This window comes from Tenuifilum sp., from assembly GCF_037481895.1.
GTDB classification, from domain to species: Bacteria; Bacteroidota; Bacteroidia; order Bacteroidales; family Tenuifilaceae; genus Tenuifilum; species Tenuifilum osseticum.
Map to the genome: position 1 here is coordinate 15522 of NZ_JBBFKU010000022.1, position 23603 is coordinate 39124.

The following is a 23603-nucleotide window of genomic DNA, read 5'->3' on the forward strand; positions in this document are numbered from 1 at the left end:
ATTAGACTACTTGGCGGGAAGTGAATGAAGGGATGAAAAAAAATTGGGGAATCAATTTAACAATCTCGTGTTTTTGAATGAATTGGCGTGATTTTTCTACTTATTTCTGGTCCTGCGAATATCGAAATTAAAAGACATTGCCATTAAGTTAGGGAGATTTTTCATGTTGAGTCCCTATATATCGTGATAGATTCCACCGAAACATTATTAAACGATAGATAAATAGAGATCCTTTGCCACGCTCAGGATTACAGGTTAAGTTTATGCATGATTGTTGTTAGCTGACAGCAAATACAAACACAGATTTGTTTTAAATCAACCAAACACTAAAAGCCAAACACCTCTGCCCCCTGCACACCAGGAAAGTACACCTGCTTTCAGTTGGTTTAAAGGGCAAACGAAAAAAGGGTTGCTAACGCAACCCTTTCCGCTTATGCATTTATTTGGTTAGAGTTTTCGTTTAACCTCAACCTCCTGGAATCCCTCAACAATATCGCCAACCTTGATGTCGTTAAAGTTCTTGATATTTAAACCACACTCAAAGCCCGACGAAACCTCACGAACATCGTCCTTGAAGCGCTTGAGCGATTCAAGTTCGCCGGTGTAGATTACAATACCATCGCGGATAAGACGAACCTTATTGCTGCGCGAGATTTTTCCTTCACGAACAATACATCCGGCCACTGTTCCAACCTTGGTAATCTTGAATGTTTCAAGTACCTCGGCCGATCCGGTAATCTCCTCCTTAATCTCAGGGGCAAGCATACCCTCAATGGCATCCTTAATCTCGTTAATGGCATCGTAGATGATGGAGTACAGGCGTATATCAATTTCCTCCTTCTCGGCTAGCTTACGGGCACCGGCCGATGGACGAACCTGGAAGCCAATTACAATGGCGTTTGATGCTGCTGCAAGTAGGATATCCGACTCGGAAATCTGACCTACTGCCTTATGTATTACGTTAACCTGTACCTGCTCGGTGGAGAGCTTGATCAGGGAGTCGGATAGCGCTTCTATTGAACCGTCCACATCGCCCTTCACAACCAGGTTAAGTTCCCTGAAGTTTCCAATGGCAATACGGCGACCAATCTCGTCGAGGGTGATGTGCTTCTTAGTTTTCATGCTTTGCATGCGCACCAGTTGCTCGCGTTTGTTGGCAATTTCGCGAGCCTCACGGTCGGAGTCGAGAATGTTAAAGTAATCGCCAGCCTGTGGGGCGCCGTTTAATCCAATCACCTGAACGGGAGTAGCTGGACCTGCCTCCTGTATACGCTGACCGCGTTCGTTGAACATGGCTTTTACGTGACCAAAGTATATTCCGGCCAGCATGATATCGCCCTGGCGTAGTGTTCCGTTCTGAACAAGAACGGTAGCAACATACCCCCTACCCTTATCGAGGGCTGACTCAATAACGGTACCAGAAGCACGTCTGTTAGGGTTAGCCTTCAGGTCCTTAAGTTCCGCTTCAAGCAGCACTTTTTCCAGCAGTTTATCGACATTTAAGCCTTGTTTTGCCGAAATTTCCTGGCACTGGTATTTACCTCCCCAGTCCTCAACCAGGTAGTTCATGTTTGCCAGTTCCCCTTTAATACGCTCGGGGTCGGCAGTTGGCTTATCAATCTTGTTGATGGCAAAAACAATGGGAACGCCGGCAGCACTGGCGTGGTTGATAGCCTCAACAGTTTGGGGCATCACCGCATCGTCGGCGGCAACCACAATAATAGCCACGTCGGTAAGCTTTGCTCCACGGGCGCGCATGGCGGTGAATGCCTCGTGACCGGGAGTATCGAGGAATGTAATCTTTCGTCCATCCTCAAGCTCAACGCTGTATGCACCAATATGCTGGGTAATACCACCAGCCTCGCCTGCAATTACGTTTGTGTGTCTTATGTAGTCGAGCAGCGATGTTTTACCATGGTCAACGTGACCCATTACGGTTACAATGGGTGGGCGTGGTTTCAAATCTTCAGGTTTGTCCTCTTCCTCCTCCTTGATAACCTCCTGAACATCAACGCTCACAAACTCAACCTTATAGCCAAATTCATCGGCAACCAGAGCCATGGTCTCGGCATCGAGGCGTTGGTTAATGGAAACCATCAGGCCCAGGTTCATGCACACATCAATAACATCGGTTACGGGAACGTTCATCATGGCAGATAGCTCATTGGCCGAAACAAACTCTGAAACCTTGAGCACCTGCTTTTCCTGCTCCTGGCGTTCAAGTTCCTCGCGCTGACGGGCGCTCAGTATCTCACGTTTCTCACGGCGATACTTGGAACTTTTGGTCTTCCCTTTGCTGGTTAACCTTGCAAGGGTTTCCTTAATTTGACGCTGAACCTCTTCCTCGTCAACCTCAGGTCTAATTATTTTCTTTTTATTCTTCTTTTTGAGCTTTTTGGCTTTAAGGTCGTCCTTGTTGGCTTCTTTATCAACCTTTACCTCCTGGGGTTGCTCAATGCCTACCTTATCGCCTTTTTTGATACGTTTCCGTTTCTTCTTCTTTCCTTCCTTATCGAAATCGGACGATGAGGCAACAGGTTTTTTCTTTACTTCAAAGCGGCTAAGGTCAATTTTACCCTTGATGGTTGGTCCAGAGAGTTTTTCAACCTCGGCCCTGTAAACCTCAGGCTCTGTTTCCTGCGTTCTGGCAGTAAGCCCGGGTTCAGCTGGGGTTTCCTTTTCAGCCTCAACGGCAGGTTTCTTAATCACCTCCTTGGCGGGTTGTGGCTTTTCGTCCTTTTGATGAGGACGATGCGCCTCTTTTGTATGGGTTTTTCCAGCCTTTTCGATATCAATTTTGCCAACCACCTTAGGGGCTTCAACCTTAACATTGGGTTTAATAACCTCTTCCTGCTTTTGCTTAACTTCTTTTTCCTCTTTTGGGGTCGAAGGTTGCTCCTTTACGGGCGTAGGCTTTTCCTCAGGCTTATGCTCGGGTTTAGGCTCTTTAGGCTTTTTGCCTAAAGTATCGAGGTCAATCTTACCCTTTACCTTAAGGTCGATTTTAGGTTTTTCGACCTCAATGGTCGGGGTAGCCGTTTCAATTGTGTTTGTTTTAATGATTATCTCATCGTCCGATGGCTCATCGGAGAAATCATCCTCGTCCTTTTCAATATCGTCGATAGATATTGTTTTCTTTTTATCCCTTAAAGCCTTAAGGTTTTCCTTTTGTTGCTCAGTTTTTTTCTTAAGGTCTAGCTCGCTGCCAAACTCTTTCTCAAGAATGGTGACAACATCCTGGTCAACCTTAGCGTTGGGATTGTTTTCCACATCGTAACCTCGCTTGTGGAGAAACTCTACCAGTGTTCCCACGCCAACGTTAAACTCTTTTGCCAGCTTACTGAGCCTGATTTTGTTATCGCTTGTCATAAAGGCTTCTTCCCCTGATTTATTTATTACTTTGCAAAACTAAACTAATGGCAAAACTATTCAAATTCTGACTTCAAAATTCTTATGATTTCCTTAACGGTTTCCTCCTCGAGGTCAGTACGTTTTACAAGCTCATCGAATGGAATCTCAAGTACGCTCTTGGCTGTATCGCAACCAATACCTTTCAGAACATCAATTATCCACTCGTCAATCTCGTCAACAAATTCATCGATGCTAACATCTTCCTCGTCCTCAGCAGCCGATTCACGGTAAACATCAATCTCGTAACCAGTAAGCTGGCTTGCCAGCTTGATGTTGTATCCACCCTTACCAATGGCCAGCGATACTTCCGATGGTTTTAGGTAAACCTCGGCACGCTTGTTTTCCTCATCAATCTTAATGGACGTAATTTTAGCAGGACTTAGGGCACGCTGTATAAACAGCTGTGTGTTTGTGGTGTAGTTTATTACATCGATGCTTTCGTTCCTTAGCTCACGAACAATTCCGTGTATGCGGCTACCCTTCATGCCCACGCAGGCACCAACCGGGTCGACACGCTCATCGTACGATTCTACGGCAACCTTTGCCCTTTCGCCCGGTATACGAACAATCTTTTTAATGGTGATTAAGCCATCGAAAATCTCGGGCACCTCAAGCTCAAATAGTCGTTCCAGAAAAGCATTAGCCGTTCTTGAAAGTATGATTTGAGGGGTGTTGTTACGCATCTCTACCTTGTAAACCACTGCACGGATGCTATCGCCTTTGCGGTAGAAATCGGAAGGGATCTGCTCACTTTTAGGTAGAATTAGTTCGTTGCCCTCATCGTCAAGTACCAGGATTTCCTTTTTCCAAACCTGGTAAACCTCGCCGGTAATTATTTCGCCAATTCTATCCTTGTACTTACTGTAAAGGTTGTTGCGCTCCAGCTCCATGATTCGCGATGTAAGGTTTTGGCGAAGCGCCAGAATGGCCCTGCGTCCAAACTCCGATAGCGAAACCTCCGAAGTAACCTCCTCGCCAACCTCGTAATCCTCGTCAATTTTGCGGGCGTCGGAAAGTGAAATCTGACGGTTTGGGTCTTCTACCGCACCATCCTCAACCACTTCGCGGTTACGGTAAATCACAAAATCGCCCTTATCAATGTTGATAATTATATCAAAGTTATCGTCGGAACCGTAAAGCTTAACCAACATGCTGCGGAAAACATCCTCAAGCACACTCATCATGGTTGGCCTGTCAATATTCTTGAGTTCCTTAAACTCCAGAAACGAATCAATTAAGTTCAGATTCTCCATTGCTTTAAATATTTTTCCCTATTATATCACTTAAACTTAAGAACTACTTTCGCGCTTTTAACATGCTGGTAAGCTAACTGAATGGGCTCTACCACTTCCTGTTTTTTCTTTGAACCCGGAAGGCTTACCTTTTTGCTTACACCGAGTACAAATCCGGTGTTATCGGCACTGTTAAGTACACCCTTAATCTTTTCACCCGTTTTAAGCACAACATCCAGCTCCTGACCAATATTTTTTTGGTACTGGCGAGGAATTTTTAAGGGTTGGCCTAATCCTGCTGAGGTTACCTCCAGCTCAAAATCCTCCCTATCCCGGTCGAGGGAGTTTTCAATCCCCCTGCTAATACTAACACAGGAGTCAATTGAAACACCCTTGTCGCCATCTACGGTTACAACAATTTTATTATCGGCACCAACCGAAACATCGACAAGGAAAAGGTTTTCCTTTTCCAACAAAGGGGTTACTACTTCAAGTATGGCTTCCTTACTAATCATCCTTACGCATTTTTTAAGCAAAACAGGGGACAAAGTCCCCTGCCACTTCCAGCAAAACTTTTGCAAATATAGCAATATTTTCAACAAATTGCAAATTATTTGTTTGAAAACCAGTAGCTGCCATTTAAATGGGAGCTGAAAACACGCTATTGGGTTGCTAATATTTAAAAAAATGCAGTAATTAGCTCAAATTATTTTGCTTTGAGAATTGCGGTTAACACAAGGCTTTTGCTTAAGGATAAGCTGGAAGGGATAGGCTGGTTTACCTATGAAACACTCATACGGATTACACGGAACCACCCAGAACACCAGTTTTTTTTCATATTTGACAGGCCCTACCACAACTCGTTTATTTTTAGCAACAACATAACACCACTGGTAGTGCCACCCCCTGCACGTCATCCGTTCTTATGGTACTACTGGTTTGAGTTTAAAATTCCAAAAACACTCAAAGCCATTAATGCTGATGTTCTGGTATCGCCCGACGGCTACATTTCCTTGAAATCCGATACTCCGCAGGTAGCAGTTATACACGATATTAATTTTTACCATGCGCCCCAGGGTTTACCTTTCTTCACATCGCACTACATGAACTACTTTTTCCCACGTTTTGCCCAAAAGGCAAAGCGGGTTGTTACCGTAAGCCAATTTTCACGTACCGATATTGCCAATAATTTTAATATCGACCCAAATAAAATTGATGTAGCTTACAACGGTGCAAGCGACAGTTACAAGCCTCTTTCCGAAAGTGAAATTCAGCTGGTACGGGAGAGTATCTCCGAGGGTAAACCCTACTTTCTTTTTGTGGGAGCATTTAATCCGCGCAAGAATGTTGCCCGTTTAATTGAAGCCTACGACATATTCCGCAAAAGGACTGGTTCAGCAATAAACCTCCTGCTTGTAGGAGAACCCATGTTTAAAACCAACGATATCGACATAGCTTATAAAAACTGTAACCACAAAAACGATATCAAATTCCTTGGCAGGAAAGGCCTTGATGAACTCACTAAAATTACTGGGGCTGCACATGCTGTAATTTACCCTTCGACCTTTGAGGGCTTTGGGATTCCCTTGCTGGAGGCCATGAAATGTGGCATACCCATAGCAGCTTCAAACGTCACGGCTATTCCTGAGGTTACGGGTAATTCAGCCATTTACTTCGACCCCTATTCCGTGGATGAGATGGCTAATGCCATGCAGCGTGTAGCCTACGATGCTGAACAGCGAGGAACACTTAGCGCCAACGCGCTGAACCGACAACAACAATTCAGCTGGGATAATACTGCACAGGTGTTGTACAGTAGTATCGAAAAATGTTTTTAGCTATGCTTAAGCAGTACCTAAATGTCAATGTGATTGAAGCCGGATGCGATGAAGCCGGAAGGGGATGCCTGGCAGGCCCTGTTTTTGCAGCCGCTGTTATTCTTCCACCCGACTTCAACGACCCGCTCATTAACGACTCCAAGCAGCTAAACCACAAACAGCGCATGCAGCTCCGCAAGGTTATTGAGCACTACGCATTGGATTGGGCAGTAGCAAGTGTATCGAACCAAGAGATTGACAAAATAAACATACTGAACGCAGCCATACATGCAATGCACATCGCTATTGGAAAACTTAGCAAGCTGAAACCAGAACATTTGCTGATTGACGGTAACCGTTTTAAACCTTATCCCGGAATTCCCCATACATGCATTATCAAGGGCGACTCTAAATTTCTTTCCATAGCCGCAGCATCGATACTTGCAAAAACTTACCGCGATGAGTTCATGGTGAACATTAGCAAGGAGTACCCGCTTTATAGCTGGGATATCAACAAGGGCTATCCTACAAAAAAGCATAGGGAGAGCATTGCCAAACATGGGACTACACCTTACCACCGGCTAAGCTTTAGGCTATTGTAGCTATATTGTGTGAAGTTGAATTAAACTAATACCATATTTAGTTGTCCAAAAAAACAAACCTAAAAAATAAATGCCATGATTAAACGATTAACAACACTTTTACTGGGATTTTTGCTCCTGGTTAGTTCAGCCATTAAAGCCGACGAGGGGATGTGGCTTCTCCCTCTACTGCAAAAGTATAACATCCAAGCCATGCAGCAGAAAGGCTTTAAGCTTACTGCCGATGATATCTATAACCTCAACCAGGCAAGTATAAAGGATGCTGTTATTATTTTTGGGCGTGGTTGCACCGGCGAGGTGGTTTCCGACCAGGGTCTGGTTCTCACTAACCACCACTGTGGTTACGGTGCCATTCAACAGCACAGCACCCCGGAACACGATTACCTTGAGGATGGATTCTGGGCTAAGTCGTTTGAGGAGGAAATACCTACACCCGGCTTAACTGCAACTTTCCTTATTCGTATTGAGGATGTTACCGACCAGGTTAACGCTGCTTTTAAACCTGAAATGTCCGAAGTTGATCGCGATAAGGCTGCCATGGAGATTGGCCGTAAAATTGCAAAGCAAGCAACCGATGGCACCCACTACACCGCAAGTGTACGCAGTTTCTTTGGGGGAAACCAGTATTTCCTTCTGGTTTATGAGGTATTCAACGATGTTCGACTGGTTGGAGCACCCCCATCATCAATAGGTAAGTTTGGTCACGACACCGACAACTGGATGTGGCCCCGCCACACCGGCGATTTCTCGGTATTCCGCATTTACGCCAGTAAGGATAACAAACCTGCCGAATACTCGCGCGAAAACGTTCCCTACAAACCCAAGCATTTCCTCCCAATATCGCTGAAGGGGGTGAACAATGGCGATTTCACCATGATAATGGGATACCCGGGCAGCACACAACGCTACATGACCTCTGTAGAGGTTCAGGAACGAATTAATATACTCAACGCCAACAGGATATACGTTAGAGGTATTAAGCAGGAAATCTGGCTAAAGGATATGCAAGCCGACAAGGCCGTTAACATTAAGTACGCCTCAAAGTACGCCGGATCCAGCAACTACTGGAAAAACTCCATTGGCATGAACAAAGCGTTAAAGCGCCTTAAGGTTTACGATTTCAAGAAACAGCAGGAAGAGGAGTTTACCAAGTGGGTTCTTGCCTCGCCAGAACGTCAACAGAAGTATGGCGAAGCACTTAACTTGATTAATGAGGGTGTAACAGGCCGAAAGGAATATCTACACGCCAGCCAGTACATTAGCGAAGCACTATTCAGCGGAACTGAAATAATTGGAATGGCAGCCATGACCCGTTCATTGGTTGATGCCCTAAAGGGCAACAAAACCGAAGAGGTTACCAAAATCAGTAAGTCGCTCAAGACTCGCTCCGAGAACTTCTACAAGAACTACAACACACCAACCGACCAAAAAACGGCCAAGGCCATGTTCCGCATTTTCATGGAAAATGTTCCGCTAACCTATCAACCCGATATCTTCAACACTATCAGAGCAAAGTACAAGGGCGATGTTGACAAGTTCGTTGACCAGATGTTTGCCAAAACCATGTTTACTGATCAAGCTAAGTTCAACGCTTTCCTTGACAAGCCAAGCCTAAAGGTTCTTGAAAAAGACCCTGTGTACGTTGCAGCGGCTTCCATCTCAAACAAATACGAAGAAATTAGCAAAGCAATGGCACCACTCAACGAAAAGTTGCAACGCGGACAGCGCCTTTACATAGCTGGGGTGCTTGAAATGAACGAAGGCAAAGCCATGTACCCCGATGCCAATTTCACCATGCGCCTCACCTACGGTGAAATAAAAGATTATTACCCCATGGATGCAGTTCACTACGACTACCTAACCACCCTTGATGGAGTTATGGAGAAGGAGGATCCTGACAACTGGGAATTTGTTGTTCCTGCCAAACTCAAGGAACTATATAACTCAAAGGATTACGGCCGTTACGGGAAAGATGGTAAAATGCCAGTGGCATTTATATCAACCAATGATATCACTGGCGGTAACTCAGGAAGCCCTGTAATGAACGGCAATGGAGAACTTATTGGCATTGCTTTCGATGGAAACTGGGAAGCTATGAGCGGCGATATTGTTTTTGAAAACAAGCTGCAGCGCACCATATCGGTTGATATCCGCTACGTGCTATTTGTAATTGATAAGTATGCAGGTGCAACCCGACTGATTGACGAAATGAAAATTATTGAGTAGTGTACCTAACAAACATAAAAAAAGCCGAGTATTAACTCGGCTTTTTTTATATTAAACCAGATTTGTCAATAGAAACACTAAAAACTTTCTATTTCCCTCTAACTCCATCATATTCTGATCATTCCGACTCATTCCGATTCATTCCAATTCATTCCGACCCATTCCTCAAAATCCATGGTACCTGGGTTAAAATGAAACGTAGTATATCCTCTATTTTCTTATTTTTACCACGACTCATTTTTTTTTCATCAATTCAATATATACTATTCGTCAAAATGTATTACCTTTAGTCGGCTAATTAGTGAAACTTTGCGTTAAATATCATAGTAATTAATTATACAAACACCTCAAACTATCGTGGAAAAAGGCGAAGTTTTAATAAATCATTACGGTCCGCTCTCCTATGAGGAGATAGGTTTTTTGCTCAACAAGATGACATCGTTGCTGGAGCGGTACAACTTTGGAATTACCATTCGCAAAAAGGTTTACTCGGCAATGGTCGAGAGCCTGGAAAACATATATAAACATCAGGATGTTATAAAGGGGAGCAATAACTATCAACCAAAATTTTCGCTAGTACTGGAAAAAGACAAGGTAGACTTAACCTGCTCAAACTCATTACTAAAAGTAAAAATTGGACCGTTAAAAGAACGTTTGGAAAAAGTTAATCAACTCGATAAAGCTGGCCTAAAGGAGTTTTATAAGGAGGTTATCCTCAGTGGAAATGTCACCCAGAAAGGTGGTGCTGGTCTGGGCATTATTAATATCGCCAAGGTTACTGAAAACAAGCTGGAGTTTACTTTTGACGATATTGATGAACAGTACACATACTTTACTCTGAGAATTAAGGTGTCGCTTCAAAACCAAAACAACTAGTGACCATGGAACCATTATACATAGAGCCCAGCGAGTTTACACCCCGCGTGTTTTTCGATCCGGAAAATTCGGTTTTCGAGATCTCAGGTTTTTCAAGGCCCGAAAATACCGTTGGATTCTACAAGCCACTCATCAAATGGCTGGAAGACTACGAGGATAATGTTTTGGCAAAAAACACTAACTTTAACAAAAGCAACCTTGTACTGAATCTTAAACTTACCTACTTCAACTCAGCCTCATCAAAATTCCTTATGGATATACTTATGGTTTTCATGAAGTTTCACTCCAAAGGCAATGCCGTTGAAATTAACTGGTACTACGATGAGGATGACGACGAAATTTTTGAGTCAGGCGAGGAAATTTCAGAGATGATTAATTTCCCATTCAACTTTATTCCTATCACACCTAACTCGTAAATTGATTAGAATGAACCCATTAGTTTTACAGGCTAGCAACACAACACCATATATCGATTTTAACCCAAGCGAGAATAGATTGACCATTTCAGGCTACTCACGCCCTGAGAATGTTAGAGACTTTTATATGCCCGTTTTGGATTGGTTGGAATCGTTTAGCAACGAGCTAAAGAGCAAGATGTTAAAGGAAGAACAAATCCAACCCATTGAATTTCAGTTTAAACTGGTTTACTTTAACTCATCTTCCGCAAAATTCCTATACGACATTATCATCATACTTAACCAGATACAAAAAGCTAAGGTACCGTTAAACATCAACTGGTATTACGACAAGGATGATTCCGAACTTCGTGAGGCCGGTGAGGATTTATCGGAACTGGCTCAGGTTCCATTCAACTTCGTTACCTACTAGTAATTCAACATTTCCATAATTGCCAAGATACTGAATTGGAACTGTATCCAATTCCATTCAACTTTTTTGGTGAACTTTCATGAAACCTGTTATAAATCAATACCTTTAGCGGGTTTGCTGAAGGAAAGTGAAATACCCTTTAAAAAAAGTGTGCTTTAAAAAATCTATTTGTTAACAAAATTCTATTTTTGTTGGTTCTGATAAAACACTAAAAGCAATGACCGAACACGAATTAACCCTAGGGGACAGCGGCGAAAGGCCAAAAAATTTTTTAGAGGAGATTATTGAGGAAGATATTCGAACAGGCAAACATGGAGGCCGAGTGCTTACCCGTTTCCCGCCCGAACCTAACGGATATCTGCACATTGGTCATGCAAAATCGATATGCCTTAACTTTGGATTGGCTCAAAAGTACGGTGGCAAAACCAACCTGCGTTTCGACGATACCAATCCTGTAAAGGAGGACGTAGAGTATGTAAACTCCATAAAGGAGGATATACGTTGGCTTGGTTTTGAATGGGCAAATGAGTTTTACGCCTCCGACTACTTTGAGCAGCTATACGAGTGGGCCGAGCTGCTAATCAAAAAGGGGTTAGCCTACGTTGATGACCAGTCGCAGGAAGAGATACGCATAAACCGTGGTACTGTAACCCAACCCGGAAAGGAAAGTCCTTGGCGCAACCGATCGGTTGAGGAGAACCTCGACCTTTTCCGCCGCATGCGCGCCGGTGAGTTTAAGGATGGCGAAAAGGTGCTACGCGCTAAAATTGACATGGCGCACCCCAATATGCTACTACGCGACCCCATTATGTACCGCATTATACATGCTGAGCATCACCGAACTGGCGACAAGTGGTGCATTTACCCAATGTACGATTACGCACATGGCCAATCCGATTCCATTGAGCAAATTACTCACTCCATTTGTACGCTAGAGTTCGATGTGCATCGTCCCCTATACGATTGGTTTATTGAGAAGCTGGAGATTTTCCCCTCAAAACAGTATGAGTTTGCCCGCCTGAACCTCTCCTATACAGTAATGAGCAAGCGTAAGCTTTTACAGCTGGTACAGGAAAAAGTAGTAATGGGATGGGACGATCCCCGTATGCCTACCATTTGCGGTTTACGTCGCAGGGGTTATACCCCAGAAGCTATACGTTACTTTGCCGATAAGGTGGGTGTGGCCAAACGCGATAACGTAATCGATTTATCGTTACTGGAATTTTGTATCCGCGAGGATTTGAACAAGCGTGCTGAGCGCCGCATGGCGGTTCTTAACCCCCTTAAGGTGGTTATTACCAACTACCCCGAAGGACAGGTTGAAGAGCTTGAAGCCGTTAACAACCCCGAGGACGAAACGGCTGGTAAGCGCCTTATACCATTTAGCCGTGAAATATACATTGAGCGCGACGACTTCATGGAAAACCCACCCAAGAAGTTTTTCCGCCTGGCTCCCGGCCAGGAAGTGCGATTGCGCTATGCCTACTTCATTAAGTGCGAGGAGGTAATTAAGGATTCCCAAGGCAATGTTGTTGAGTTACGTTGCACCTACGATCCTGCCTCACGCGGCGGCAATTCGCCCGATGGACGCAAGGTTCAGGGCACAATACATTGGGTTTCCATTCCGCATGCTGTAAAAGCCGAAATCAGGCTATTCGATAGGCTATTCTCCAAACCCGACCCCGACGATGTTCCCGAAGGGCAGGATTGGAAATCGTCACTTAATCCCGAATCGCTCACCGTTATTGAAGGATACCTTGAACCATCGTTGCTGGATGTAAAGCCACTCGATAAGTTCCAGTTTGAGCGCTTGGGCTACTTCTGTGTAGATTACGATTCAACCCCTAATCGTTTGGTGTTCAACAGAACCGTAACGCTTAAAGATACCTGGGCAAAAATAGCCGGCAAGTAGCCGGCTATTGCTCCACAAAAAAGCCAGTTGCCAAAAAAATGTAAAAAATTTTGCAAATCAACTTTTAAAAACATTATCTTTGCAGCGTTATAAGTGCATTGTCCTGTGGTGTAATTGGCAACACGTCTGACTCTGGATCAGAAGAGTCCAGGTTCGACCCCTGGCAGGACAACCAAAAACCGCTCAGATGAGCGGTTTTTTTTATTTCATACAAATATAGATGTCGACTCAATAACAAACATTCCTATATATCTGTTTTACAAATATTTATATCACTAAATCAAAAAATAGGTTCATTAAGTCAACATACACTAAATTAATGCCGGCTGGTCTTTGGGGTATTGTTATTGTTTCTTCGTGGAAAGAAACTAATAAAAATGAACCCAAAAATGAAAGAAGTTGTAATAGTATCGGCCGCCCGAACAGCCATAGGAAATTTTAATGGCAGCCTATCAGGATTTAGCGCAGTTGAACTGGGTGCAATAGCTGCACGCGAGGCGATAGTCCGTGCGGGTATCAACCCGAACGAAATTAACGAAGCGATAGTCGGAAATATACTTTCTGCTGGGCTTGGGCAAAATGTAGCCCGACAGGTAGCTATAAAGGCGGGGGTGCCCGAAACATCACCGGCTATGACCATTAATAAGCTCTGTGGATCAGGACTGAGGGCTGTATCAATGGCAGCACAATTCATTATGCTAGGCGATGCCGATGTAATTCTAGCCGGGGGAACAGAAAGTATGACCAATGCCCCCTACCTGCTCGATAAGGCCCGCAATGGTTACCGAATGGGGAATGGTCAAATAATTGACAGTATGATTTACGATGGCCTAACCGATGTGTTTAACCAGTACCACATGGGTGTAACGGCAGAGAATATTGCTGAGCAATGGAAAATAAGCCGCGAGGAACAGGATGAATTTGCATTAAAAAGTCAGCAAAAAGCTGAGGCTGCCCAAAAGGCAGGCAGGTTTGATTCCGAAATTATTCCTATTGATATTCCACAAAAGAAAGGTGACCCAATCCAATTCAAATCCGATGAGTTTATCAGGCAGGGAGTTACCTTTGAACAGCTAGAAAGGCTGAAGCCTGCTTTCAAGAAGGATGGCACAGTTACGGCTGGTAATGCATCGGGTATTAACGACGGGGCTGCCATGTTAATTGTAATGTCGCGTGAAAAGGCTAATGAACTAGGAATAAAGCCATTGGTTAGAATAGTTTCATATGGAAACGCAGCCCTCGATCCTAAGATTATGGGCTATGGCCCGGTACCAGCGACCCGTATCGCTTTACAAAAGGCCAAAATGCAAATAAGCGACATTGACCTAATAGAGGCAAACGAAGCTTTTGCTGCACAATCAATTGCTGTACTTCGTGATCTAAATCTGAACCCCGAAATAGTTAACGTGAATGGAGGAGCCATTGCCTTAGGACACCCAATTGGCGCTTCCGGTGCACGTATTCTTACCACACTTATATATGAAATGAAACGCCGAAACGCCACCACAGGCTTAGCTACGCTATGTATTGGTGGTGGACAGGGAACCGCATTAATTGTTGAAAACATTTAACCTAAAACAATAACTACCATGAAACGAATTGAGAATAAAATTGCAATCATTACCGGCGGTGCCGATGGAATTGGTAAAGCTGCATCGATCCGTTTTGCACAGGAAGGCGCAACCGTGATTATTTGGGATATGAACGAGGAAAAGGGGAAGGCTACTGTTGATGAAATTAAGAAAAATGGCGGTAATGCTGAATTTGTAAAGGTAAATACTGCAAAGTATGAGGAAGTTGAAGCCGCAACTAAAGATACTATAGACAAATACGGAAGAATTGATATACTAATCAACAATGCTGGAATTACCCGCGACTCAACATTAAAGAAAATGACGCCCCAGCAGTGGCAGGAAGTTATTGATGTTAACCTTACCGGAGTATTTAACTGCACAAAGTGTGTAAGTGCATACATGACCGAAAAAGGTTATGGCCGTATTATCAATACCTCATCGGTTGTTGCCCTTTATGGCAACTTTGGCCAAACCAACTATGTGGCCACAAAGGCAGGGTTAATTGGAATGACAAAAACTTGGGGAAAAGAGCTTGGTCGTAAAGGCGTAACCGTTAATGCTGTAGCACCCGGTTTCATAGCAACCGAAATGGTTAAAAAGATGCCCGAGGATGTTCTAAAAGGTATGGAACAGAAAGTTCCTGTTGGCCGCTTGGGTTTGCCCGAAGAAATTGCATCAGCCTACCTATTCCTAGCCAGCGATGAGGCTGCCTACATAAATGGAGCAGTATTAAGCGTTGATGGAGGAATAACTATCTAATTCAAATTTGCATCCATAGACGCAGGAAGGTATTATTTGCCTAACTTGCGTCTTTGGCTTTATTAACCTAATAAACCAAACCTATGGCAACTAGCGAGCAAGTTATTGGAACGTGGATTTTAATTGCGCTTTATGCCGGTGTGGTGCTTTTCTTTGTTATCAAAGGGGCATTGCGCATAAAAAGTATGAGCGACTATGCGCTTGGCAGCGTTACTTTTTCGCCCTATTCAGTTGGACTATCGCTTGCAGCTGCAATGACAAGCGCTGCTACTTTTGTTATAAATCCAGGCTTAATTGCAAACTACGGGATTAGTGGTGTATTATCGTTTGGGCTTTTCTTCCCGTTAGCAACGCTAATATCGTTAACTGTTCTCACAAAAAGCTTCAGGCGTTTTGGCCAATCGGTAAGCGCTGTTTCGCTTGCCAGTTGGATGGAGAAGAGGTATAATAGTAAACCGTATGCCTTTTTTATAGCCATACTTTCGGTTTTACTAATCACATTTATAGTTTTAATCCTTGTTGCGCTCACAAAGGTTTTTGCTAGTGCACTTAATGCCAATGAGGTTTATACACTTGCTGTTATCGTTTTATTTGTATTTGGCTATATGATGTTTGGCGGTGCAAACTCAATGGTTTACACAAACACAATCCAGGCTGTTATTATGATTGTGGTTGCAGCCATACTTGTATTTTCAGGCATACATCATTTAAAGGATGGTTTTGGTGCTTTTATGGAAAAACTTGCTTCCATTGACCCGGCCCTGGCTAAACCAACTAATCCGAACAGCCCTCTTTTCCGTGACTTTTATGAAATAATATTTGCACAGATTGTAATTGGGGTAGCCGTTGTTTGCCAGCCGCATATCATAACCAAATCGTTACTACTTAAAAAGGAGAGCGACGTAAATAAATTCTTAGCCACATCGATTATAGTTGAAATACTATTCTTTAGCGTTGTTATTGCCGGTTTATGGGCTCGCATTGAGTTTCCTGACCTTACCTTGAATGGAGTACATCTTACAAACGATAGCATCATTCCCTCCTATGTTGTGAAAGTTTTTTCCAATGGAATTGTTGCCACTCTTGTCGGTTTGCTAGTAATTCTTGGGCTGATTTCGGCAGGAATGTCAACACTGGAAGGGTTAATTCAATCGCTGAGCAGCAGCATTAATAATGACATTTTCAAACCCTTATGGGGCGAAAAGAGAAAATTAAGCGAAAAGCAATACCTAACAGTTAACCGAATAATTATTGCAGCACTTGCACTGGTGGCATTTTTTGTTGCTCGCGACCAACTGCTACACCCCAAACTTAGCGTTGCAATTTTGGCACAAAATGGTGTTTACGCATATTTTTCCATAATTTTTGTTCCAATACTTATGGGTATCTTCCAAAAGGAAGTAAAATCATGGATACCCTTCCTGGCATCGATAGTTGCAACAGTTACACACTTCGGTGTTTATTACTTCATTCCTTACTTACACACCAAGTATTCCATTAGCTTTGGTATCTTCAACACCTATATTGAAGGGGTGGTTCGTAATCCGGCAATTGCTGCATCTACCGCTATAATTGCTTCAGTGATATTTGGGTATGGAGCGTTTTATATTTCAAGGCATGTTAATAAGAGTAAATAATACACGGAGTTGATATGAGCAAGTTTAACGATCTGTATAAAAGTAAACTAATCAGCATTGAACAGGTGGCTGATTTGATAAAAAGCGATAGCGATATTATTGTTGCCCAGTGTGCTTCGGAACCACAGGGTTGCATGAGCAAGTTCCATTTAGCCAAGGATAGGGTGAAAGACGTTAAGGTATTCTCCGTTCTAACCATGAAACCTTACGACTTTTACATGAAACCAGAGATGAAGGGTCACTTTGAGCTTTGCAGCTGGTTTCATGCACCCGGGTCAAGGCAGGCAATAAAGGAGAAAACAGGCACTGTAACCTATGTTCCCAACATGCTTCACCGGGCAGCAACCGATAGGTTGAAAGTTCGCAAGCCACACATGTTTGTCGGAACTTGCACTCCTCCCGATGAGAAAGGGTTTGTATCGCTCTCCCTTGGGGTTACTTACGAAAAAGACATACTTGAAGCAGCAGAGATTGTTGTACTTGAGGTTAACGACCATCTGCCCCGTACTTTTGGCGATACTCATGTTCACATCACCGATGTTGATTACTTTGTTGAGTACTCGCAGGTGCCACCAACGCTCCCTTCGCCCCAACCCGATGAGGAAGCCATGCGAATTGGAGAGCACATAGCCGAACTGGTTGACGACGGCTCAACCATTCAGCTTGGAATTGGCGAAATCCCTAACGCTGCCGCTTTATCGTTGCGCAACAAAAAAGATCTTGGCGTACACACGGAGATGATGGTTGACTCAATGATGGAACTCTATGAGCTTGGTGTTATCACAAACAAAAAGAAAGCACTGCATAACGGCAAATTCATTTGTACGTTTGCCATGGGTTCGGAAAAACTATACCGATGGCTCGATAATAACCCTTCGGTTGAATTCCTGAGGGGGCGGTACGTTAATGACCCTTGCGTCATCCGCAAGAATTCCAAAATGGTTTCAATCAATACTTGCATCATGGTCGATTTTACAGGACAGGTGGCCAGCGAATCGATAGGTATTAACCAGTACTCTGGTACTGGTGGGCAAACCGATACAGCCGAGGGTGCCATTGAGGGGTTCGATGGGTTAGGCAAATCAATTATTGCATGCCGTTCAACTGCCCGCAATGGTGAAATATCGACAATTGTACCCGTGCTACCCGAGGGCACTGCCGTTACCCTTCACCGGAGCCACACCGATTACATTGTTACGGAATGGGGATATGCACGGCTTACCGGATTAACCGTAAAAGAGCGTACAAAAGCGCTAATTTCCATTGCTCATCCCAAGTTCCGCGATGAGCTCACCGAAAAAGCAATGCAAATGGGTTACATTTAATAATTCGCTTTACATTATGATTCCAGTACGAATAAAAGCAACCGGTATTTATGCCCCGGGCGAGGCCATCGATAACAGGGAACTCAAAATAATAGCCAATATCGATTTTGATGCCGAGAAGACAGAACAAAAAATTGGAATTTACAAACGGCACATAGCTCACCTAAGAGGATTAAACGAAACCACAGCCGATTTTGCAACAAAAGCGGCTCAAAACGCTATTGAACAGGCAGGAATTAAAGCCGATGATATAGGACTAATTATAGTAGCAACCGATACTCCAGAATTTATTTCGCCAGCAACTGCAATTGTGGTTCAAGGACGCTTACAGGGAAAGGAGTGCTGGTCAACCGCTTTTGATATAAATGCTTCGTGCGCTAGCTTCACTATAGCATTCGACACGGCAGCTAAGACACTTAGTAATTCATCAAACATTGAGTATGCATTGGTTATTGGGGTATACAACATGCCTGCATTTGTACGCCCCGACGATGGTTTTGGATACTCAATTTTTGCCGATGGAGCCGGAGCCTTCATACTGGAGAAGGATACCAGTGGAAAGTCGGCCTATATTGCAGGACAACACCTGGCCGATGGCACACAGTGGGATTTTATTGGCATATACTCCGGCGGAAGTCGTAACCCAGTAACACATCAGAAAATTGATGCCAAGGAGTACGGGCTTCAGAACCTAAAACCACTACCTGGCGACAGAAACGTTAGGCTATGGCCCATGGTTGCCCATAAACTTTTGGGTAACAATAACCTAACAGCAAATCAGGTGGATCACTTCATCTTCACACAGATAAACCGGTCAGTAATAGTTAAGGTCATGGATGAACTGGGGCAACCCATGGAAAAAACAACCTGCATCATGGATAGGTACGGCTATACAGGATCGGGATGTGTGCCCATGGCTTTTCATCATGCTGTTACCGAGGGCAAAGTAAAGCGAGGCAATAAAATTGTATTTATTGCCTCGGGTGCAGGACTGGCAGTAGGAAGTAATTTGTTTATCTACTAAACTTCAAATTATTTGAAAGAATGAATACACATGTTGGAATAGTTGGAACAGGTATTTATATCCCAAAGGGAAGATTGACTGCCCGGGCGATTGCTGAAGCAACCGGTGGAGTTTGGAGTGAACAAGCGGTAGTTGAAAAATTAGGAATAAAATCGATTGTTGTTCCCGGGCCAGAAGATGGAACGCAGGAAATGGGTGTCAAGGCTGCTAAAGATGCTTTGATAAATACTGGAGTCGATCCTGAATCCATTGATCTGATACTATGCATAGGTGAGGAATGGAAGGAGTACCCCTTAACCACATCGGGCATATACATACAGGAACAAATTGGAGCCAAAAATGCTTGGGCAATAGATGTTCAGCAGCGATGCGGCACAACTGTTGCTGCAATGAAAATTGCCAAGGACATGATGCTTGCCGACGAGGATATCAAAACTGTAATGATTGTTGGTGGGTACAGAAACGGCGATTTCATTGACTTTAAGGATCCATCCGTATCGTTTATGTATAACCTTTCGGCTGGAGCCGGGGCACTTATCATGAAGCGCAATTATGGGTGTAACGTTTTGCTGGGCACGCATATAATGACCGACGGCTCACTTTCCCGCGATGTTGGCGTGGAGTTTGGAGGAACTTGCAAACCAATTACGGCTGACAACGTTAATCAAGCTTACAAATCGCTTAGGGTATTCGATGAAAAGCACATGAAGGAGAGGCTTAACGAAGTATCAATGAGCAACTGGATGCACTGCATCAATATGGCATTTAAGAAATCCGGCGTTGATAAAGATAAGTTGGGATACTTAGCCTGCCTTCACTTTAAAAGGTCGATGTACGAGAGTATGGTGCAGGAGCTGGGTTTAACCATGGATCAAACCATTTACCTTGAAGACTATGGACATATGGGACAAGTTGATCAAATCCTATCGCTCCACCTTGCACTTAGGGCAGGCAAAATCAAGAAAGGCACTATTATCTCAATGATTGCTGCCGGTATAGGGTATGCCTGGGGTGCAAATGTTATCCGCTGGGGTTAGGTGGTCGAACCCACACCCCATGTTGTTATGTATCTGTTTTTCTGATTATTAATCTACTTTTAAAAGTAACATCAACTTAATGTCAACCCAAGATATTTTAATGCAATGTTGACCCCATAGAATGAGTTTTTGTTACTTGCTAGCATAAATGAACCAAACAGAACTTAAAGTCAAACACTAAATCTTACAAAAATGAAAAAGTTACTTGTTTTAGCCATGATGCTTTCAGTAGTCTTTGTGGCTTGCGAAAAAAGCGAAGATGATGATTCAAACGATCCACAAAAAATAGGGATTGTTGGGGAATGGTACTCATCGGGTACAAATGTTGCACCATTACTTGCTTACTTTGGAATTGACTCAATTTATGCCAAGTTCAACAAGGATAATACCTACCTGGTTGAATCGTTCAGCGATGGAGCAAAAACCACTCTTACCGGCACCTATGTACAAACCAAGTCAGGTTTTGGTAACATTTGGAACATCACATTAAATCAAACTTCACCTACAGCCCTCACCAGTCAGGGGATTTTTGAAATAGATGCCACCAAAACCCCTTACACCATGAACTATGAAGTAGCTCAAACCGAGCCTCAATTGCAAGGTGTTACCCCTCCTACCGCTCAGGGTGGATTTGGAAGTACAAGTGGTGGCGCTTTGGGCACAAATAACGTTCAGAAATACATTAAAATTGTTCGTTAATCTCATCATAAAGGGGCTTGCAAACGCAGCAAGTCCCTTTTTTCTTTTTTAGAAACCATTGAACATATAAGGGTATCGATGAAAAAAAGAGTTGTTGGTCTTATGCTTACCATGCTTTTTGCATGGAGCATTCAGGGGCAAGTGCCCACAAATCAGTATTTCTCAAGGGAAATACCTGAAAAAGCCGATAAGGAGTTGCAGTTTTTTGCCTTCTTTATCAATCAGGGAGTGGCTTCCAACATGTATGCAAAGAGCGAATTTCTGAAAGGACAGGTTGTGGGCCGTTTATTTGGAGGTAACTCAACCACCACCAGCGATTCGCTAACCTCAAAGTATTTTGAACAAAGGTTAATACCCTTTTTCATTTATCAACCCAAACTATTCAACGGTAAAGCATTGCTGCGTGCATCGTTTGAAATTGATTGGACATGGGGCGACGCTGCCTACGGAGTTGGTGGTAATCTTGGTTCGGGCATTTCGGCCGACCAGGTGAACCTACAAACCCAAAATATCGAGATAGAGCTAAATCCGTCGAAGGGCTGGTATATTAACCTTGGCTTACAGCGCCTCTTCGACACTCCATATAACCCATACCGAACAGTTTTCGACAAAATGACCACCACAGGTTACCGCCTTGCTTACTGGGGTACCGATGGTGTGGGTATCTCCGTTAGGAAGGATTGGGACTTTTCAAGAATAAAAGCCGGATACTACCAGCTCTACGAAAATTCCACCGAACAAAACGACGACGTTTCCCTGTTAGAACTTACAGGCGAAAAGGATATAAGCCGCGCGTGGAAATGGGGGTTGTCGGCCTACTGGCTGCGCGATAGAGCATCGGGAAAAGGTGGTGTTTCAATTCTTGGACAAGGATTAAATTCCCTTCTCTCCTCATACAACGGTACATATTTCTTTCGCTATGGTGATGTACCCTACAAAGCCGATATTTACTGGTTAGGCACATTCTTTGGGCGTAACACCGAGCATTGGCTGGATCCATGGATGGTTACAGGTTTTGTAAACGTTAACCTGGGCAAAGCCGATACACTTTTAAACAAAACTGTATCGCAAAGTGAATGGACTAAGGCTAATGATTTTCTTGGCCTTGCAGCCAACCTAAGGGTATCGTACCGTTACGGGCAAACCCTTTCCGATGCAATTACGCTTGATATGCTATACTCCACGGGCGATGCCGACGGCTTAAAGGACGGACGATATTCTGGTGTAATCACTGGAAATCAGTGGGCTTCGCCAGGTGCAATTTTCATTAGTAGCGGTTCGTACATTCTAATGCCTCATGGCAATGTGGTTAACCGTTTTACTCCAGCTATATGCGATATTTCCAATATGGGCTATGGGCTAACTGCCAGCACCTTATCATTCTCAAAAGGGATAATACCTAACCGCCTAAATGCAAAGGTGGGTGGTGCGTTTGCACTTTCCAATGTTCAACCTAAAAATGGTGGATTTCTTATGGGAACTGAGTTGAACGGTGCTATTATGTACAATTTTGGCCCATTTATGAGTCTTGAACTTCATGGAGCCTACCTTATGTTAGGCGATTTTTACGACAGCAAAGAGAATTCCCATGGTAGTTCCGTAAACGGTGACCTCGATAAACGCCCTGCAAACCCATGGACTGCTTTTGTGGTATTTAAATGGTTAATGTTTTAATTGAATAGCAATGGTTCGATATTTTAAAATAGCATTCCTGACTGTCATGATTGCATCGGGCTGCAGCTCACCCTATAAGGGTTTAAGCGATTTGAAAACAATGGATGACCTTGACTACCCATTTCAGGTTAAAAAGGTCTATTTGCCCCACGATGGACATACCATAGCCTATGCCGACATGGGACAGGGCAATGAGACTATTATTTTTATTCACGGCTTAGGAAGTTACTCGCCTTCATGGAGCAGGAACATTATTGAGTTAAGCCAGCATTTCCGCTGTATTGCTATTGACCTCCCTGGGTATGGCAAATCAAGTAAGGAACCTCATAGCGGCCTAATGTCGTACTATGCCGGAGTAGTATCGGAACTAGTGAAAGAACTTAACCTTCAGAAAGTTTACCTTGCTGGCCATTCAATGGGCGGACAAATTTCAATTACTACCACCCTACTTCACCCTGAAATTGTAAAGGGACTTATTTTGGTGGCTCCAGCCGGATTCGAAAGATTTACAGCTGGGCAAAAGCAGTGGTTCAGAGATGTTATGACACCCAAAGGAGTGAAGCTAACCACCGCTGAAGCAATTCAGAACAACCTGGCCACAAACTTTTATAGGGTACCCAAAGAAGCTGAGTTTATGATTACCGATAGGCTCCGTATGCGAAAAGCTTCCGATTTTGATGGTTATTGCTACGCCGTGGCTCAGTCTGTGAAAGGCATGGTTGATGAACCTGTAATTGATTACCTTAGCGATATTAGGGTTCCTACTCTCATTTTCTTTGGTGAAAATGACAACTTAATTCCTAACCGATACCTTAACCCGGGTAAAACTAAAGACATAGCCAAATACGGAGCATCAAAAATTGCAAACAGTAAGCTAATTATGGTTCCTAAATGTGGCCATTTCATGATGTTCGAAAAGCCTGAAGTTTTCAATGCCAACGTAATGGAATTCATAAAAAAGTAGAGGAGA

General features: G+C 43.6%; 19 protein-coding genes and 1 tRNA gene. 17 read left to right on the forward strand and 3 right to left on the reverse strand.

The features are described 5' to 3' along the window. Window positions 1–447 precede the first annotated feature (447 nt). The 3 genes from infB to rimP are packed head-to-tail and all read right to left on the reverse strand — an operon-like array spanning window position 448 to window position 5158. Window positions 448–3369: a translation initiation factor IF-2 gene (gene infB, locus WHS63_RS08045; protein WP_445204660.1), complete on the reverse strand. Its 2922-nt coding sequence runs from the start codon at window positions 3367–3369 to the stop codon at window positions 448–450. 56 nt (window positions 3370–3425) lie between these two features. After that, window positions 3426–4664 carry a transcription termination factor NusA gene (gene nusA, locus WHS63_RS08050; RefSeq protein WP_369489554.1) on the reverse strand — a complete coding sequence of 413 codons (1239 nt, stop codon included), beginning with the start codon at window positions 4662–4664 and terminating at the stop codon, window positions 3426–3428. 26 nt (window positions 4665–4690) lie between these two features. Further along, window positions 4691–5158 (reverse strand): ribosome assembly cofactor RimP, encoded by a 468-nt coding sequence (gene rimP / locus WHS63_RS08055; protein WP_445204661.1) that lies wholly within the window; start codon window positions 5156–5158, stop codon window positions 4691–4693. Between the two features lie 201 nt (window positions 5159–5359). On the opposite strand from rimP, the gene WHS63_RS08060 reads away from it, so the two are divergent. From WHS63_RS08060 to WHS63_RS08140, 17 genes are all read left to right on the forward strand, one after another. Then, window positions 5360–6481 carry a glycosyltransferase family 4 protein gene (locus WHS63_RS08060; protein ID WP_445204662.1) on the forward strand — a complete coding sequence of 374 codons (1122 nt, stop codon included), beginning with the start codon at window positions 5360–5362 and terminating at the stop codon, window positions 6479–6481. Between the two features lie 2 nt (window positions 6482–6483). Further along, window positions 6484–7062, forward strand: coding sequence for a ribonuclease HII (locus WHS63_RS08065; protein ID WP_445204663.1), 579 nt, complete (start codon window positions 6484–6486; stop codon window positions 7060–7062). 75 nt (window positions 7063–7137) lie between these two features. After that, on the forward strand, window positions 7138–9288 hold the full coding sequence (locus tag WHS63_RS08070; RefSeq protein WP_445204664.1) for a S46 family peptidase: 2151 nt from the start codon (window positions 7138–7140) through the stop codon (window positions 9286–9288). Window positions 9289–9645: 357 nt separating this feature from the next. Then, a complete protein-coding gene (locus tag WHS63_RS08075) occupies window positions 9646–10164 on the forward strand; it encodes a SiaB family protein kinase (RefSeq protein ID WP_369489549.1) in 519 nt (172 codons plus the stop codon). A 5-nt stretch (window positions 10165–10169) separates the two neighbouring features. After that, entirely contained in the window at window positions 10170–10580 is a 411-nt protein-coding gene (locus WHS63_RS08080) for a DUF1987 domain-containing protein (RefSeq protein WP_369489548.1), read from the forward strand. Window positions 10581–10590: 10 nt separating this feature from the next. After that, a complete protein-coding gene (locus WHS63_RS08085) occupies window positions 10591–10992 on the forward strand; it encodes a DUF1987 domain-containing protein (protein ID WP_445204665.1) in 402 nt (133 codons plus the stop codon). Between the two features lie 217 nt (window positions 10993–11209). Further along, a complete protein-coding gene (locus tag WHS63_RS08090; protein ID WP_445204666.1) occupies window positions 11210–12904 on the forward strand; it encodes a glutamine--tRNA ligase/YqeY domain fusion protein in 1695 nt (564 codons plus the stop codon). Between the two features lie 99 nt (window positions 12905–13003). Continuing rightward, window positions 13004–13079: transfer RNA gene (locus WHS63_RS08095), tRNA-Gln, on the forward strand. Window positions 13080–13293: 214 nt separating this feature from the next. Then, window positions 13294–14475 carry an acetyl-CoA C-acetyltransferase gene (locus WHS63_RS08100; RefSeq protein WP_445204667.1) on the forward strand — a complete coding sequence of 394 codons (1182 nt, stop codon included), beginning with the start codon at window positions 13294–13296 and terminating at the stop codon, window positions 14473–14475. An 18-nt stretch (window positions 14476–14493) separates the two neighbouring features. Continuing rightward, window positions 14494–15237, forward strand: coding sequence for a 3-oxoacyl-ACP reductase FabG (fabG, locus tag WHS63_RS08105; RefSeq protein WP_445204668.1), 744 nt, complete (start codon window positions 14494–14496; stop codon window positions 15235–15237). An 83-nt stretch (window positions 15238–15320) separates the two neighbouring features. After that, the gene (locus WHS63_RS08110; RefSeq protein ID WP_445204669.1) at window positions 15321–16874 is read left to right on the forward strand and encodes a sodium:solute symporter family transporter; all 1554 of its coding nucleotides are present in this window, start codon (window positions 15321–15323) and stop codon (window positions 16872–16874) included. Window positions 16875–16888: 14 nt separating this feature from the next. Continuing rightward, the gene (locus tag WHS63_RS08115; protein ID WP_445204670.1) at window positions 16889–18199 is read left to right on the forward strand and encodes an acetyl-CoA hydrolase/transferase family protein; all 1311 of its coding nucleotides are present in this window, start codon (window positions 16889–16891) and stop codon (window positions 18197–18199) included. 16 nt (window positions 18200–18215) lie between these two features. Beyond that, on the forward strand, window positions 18216–19223 hold the full coding sequence (locus WHS63_RS08120) for a 3-oxoacyl-ACP synthase III family protein (RefSeq protein WP_445204671.1): 1008 nt from the start codon (window positions 18216–18218) through the stop codon (window positions 19221–19223). A gap of 20 nt (window positions 19224–19243) precedes the next feature. Continuing rightward, complete coding sequence (locus WHS63_RS08125) at window positions 19244–20260, forward strand: 3-oxoacyl-ACP synthase (RefSeq protein WP_445204672.1); 1017 nt, start codon at window positions 19244–19246, stop codon at window positions 20258–20260. 192 nt (window positions 20261–20452) lie between these two features. Further along, window positions 20453–20959, forward strand: coding sequence for a hypothetical protein (locus WHS63_RS08130; RefSeq protein WP_445204673.1), 507 nt, complete (start codon window positions 20453–20455; stop codon window positions 20957–20959). Between the two features lie 78 nt (window positions 20960–21037). Next, the gene (locus WHS63_RS08135) at window positions 21038–22633 is read left to right on the forward strand and encodes a hypothetical protein (protein ID WP_445204674.1); all 1596 of its coding nucleotides are present in this window, start codon (window positions 21038–21040) and stop codon (window positions 22631–22633) included. A gap of 10 nt (window positions 22634–22643) precedes the next feature. Next, window positions 22644–23597: an alpha/beta fold hydrolase gene (locus WHS63_RS08140; protein ID WP_445204675.1), complete on the forward strand. Its 954-nt coding sequence runs from the start codon at window positions 22644–22646 to the stop codon at window positions 23595–23597. Window positions 23598–23603: the final 6 nt, after the last annotated feature.

Coding starts and splice junctions, on each gene's coding strand:
- infB (WP_445204660.1), bottom strand. CDS start 3,369: ATGACAAGCGATAACAAAATCAGGCTCAGTAAGCTGGCAAAAGAGTTT.
- nusA (WP_369489554.1), bottom strand. CDS start 4,664: ATGGAGAATCTGAACTTAATTGATTCGTTTCTGGAGTTTAAGGAACTC.
- rimP (WP_445204661.1), bottom strand. CDS start 5,158: ATGATTAGTAAGGAAGCCATACTTGAAGTAGTAACCCCTTTGTTGGAA.
- WHS63_RS08065 (WP_445204663.1), top strand. CDS start 6,484: ATGCTTAAGCAGTACCTAAATGTCAATGTGATTGAAGCCGGATGCGAT.
- WHS63_RS08070 (WP_445204664.1), top strand. CDS start 7,138: ATGATTAAACGATTAACAACACTTTTACTGGGATTTTTGCTCCTGGTT.
- WHS63_RS08080 (WP_369489548.1), top strand. CDS start 10,170: ATGGAACCATTATACATAGAGCCCAGCGAGTTTACACCCCGCGTGTTT.
- WHS63_RS08085 (WP_445204665.1), top strand. CDS start 10,591: ATGAACCCATTAGTTTTACAGGCTAGCAACACAACACCATATATCGAT.
- WHS63_RS08090 (WP_445204666.1), top strand. CDS start 11,210: ATGACCGAACACGAATTAACCCTAGGGGACAGCGGCGAAAGGCCAAAA.
- WHS63_RS08100 (WP_445204667.1), top strand. CDS start 13,294: ATGAAAGAAGTTGTAATAGTATCGGCCGCCCGAACAGCCATAGGAAAT.
- fabG (WP_445204668.1), top strand. CDS start 14,494: ATGAAACGAATTGAGAATAAAATTGCAATCATTACCGGCGGTGCCGAT.
- WHS63_RS08110 (WP_445204669.1), top strand. CDS start 15,321: ATGGCAACTAGCGAGCAAGTTATTGGAACGTGGATTTTAATTGCGCTT.
- WHS63_RS08115 (WP_445204670.1), top strand. CDS start 16,889: ATGAGCAAGTTTAACGATCTGTATAAAAGTAAACTAATCAGCATTGAA.
- WHS63_RS08120 (WP_445204671.1), top strand. CDS start 18,216: ATGATTCCAGTACGAATAAAAGCAACCGGTATTTATGCCCCGGGCGAG.
- WHS63_RS08125 (WP_445204672.1), top strand. CDS start 19,244: ATGAATACACATGTTGGAATAGTTGGAACAGGTATTTATATCCCAAAG.
- WHS63_RS08130 (WP_445204673.1), top strand. CDS start 20,453: ATGAAAAAGTTACTTGTTTTAGCCATGATGCTTTCAGTAGTCTTTGTG.
- WHS63_RS08135 (WP_445204674.1), top strand. CDS start 21,038: ATGAAAAAAAGAGTTGTTGGTCTTATGCTTACCATGCTTTTTGCATGG.
- WHS63_RS08140 (WP_445204675.1), top strand. CDS start 22,644: ATGGTTCGATATTTTAAAATAGCATTCCTGACTGTCATGATTGCATCG.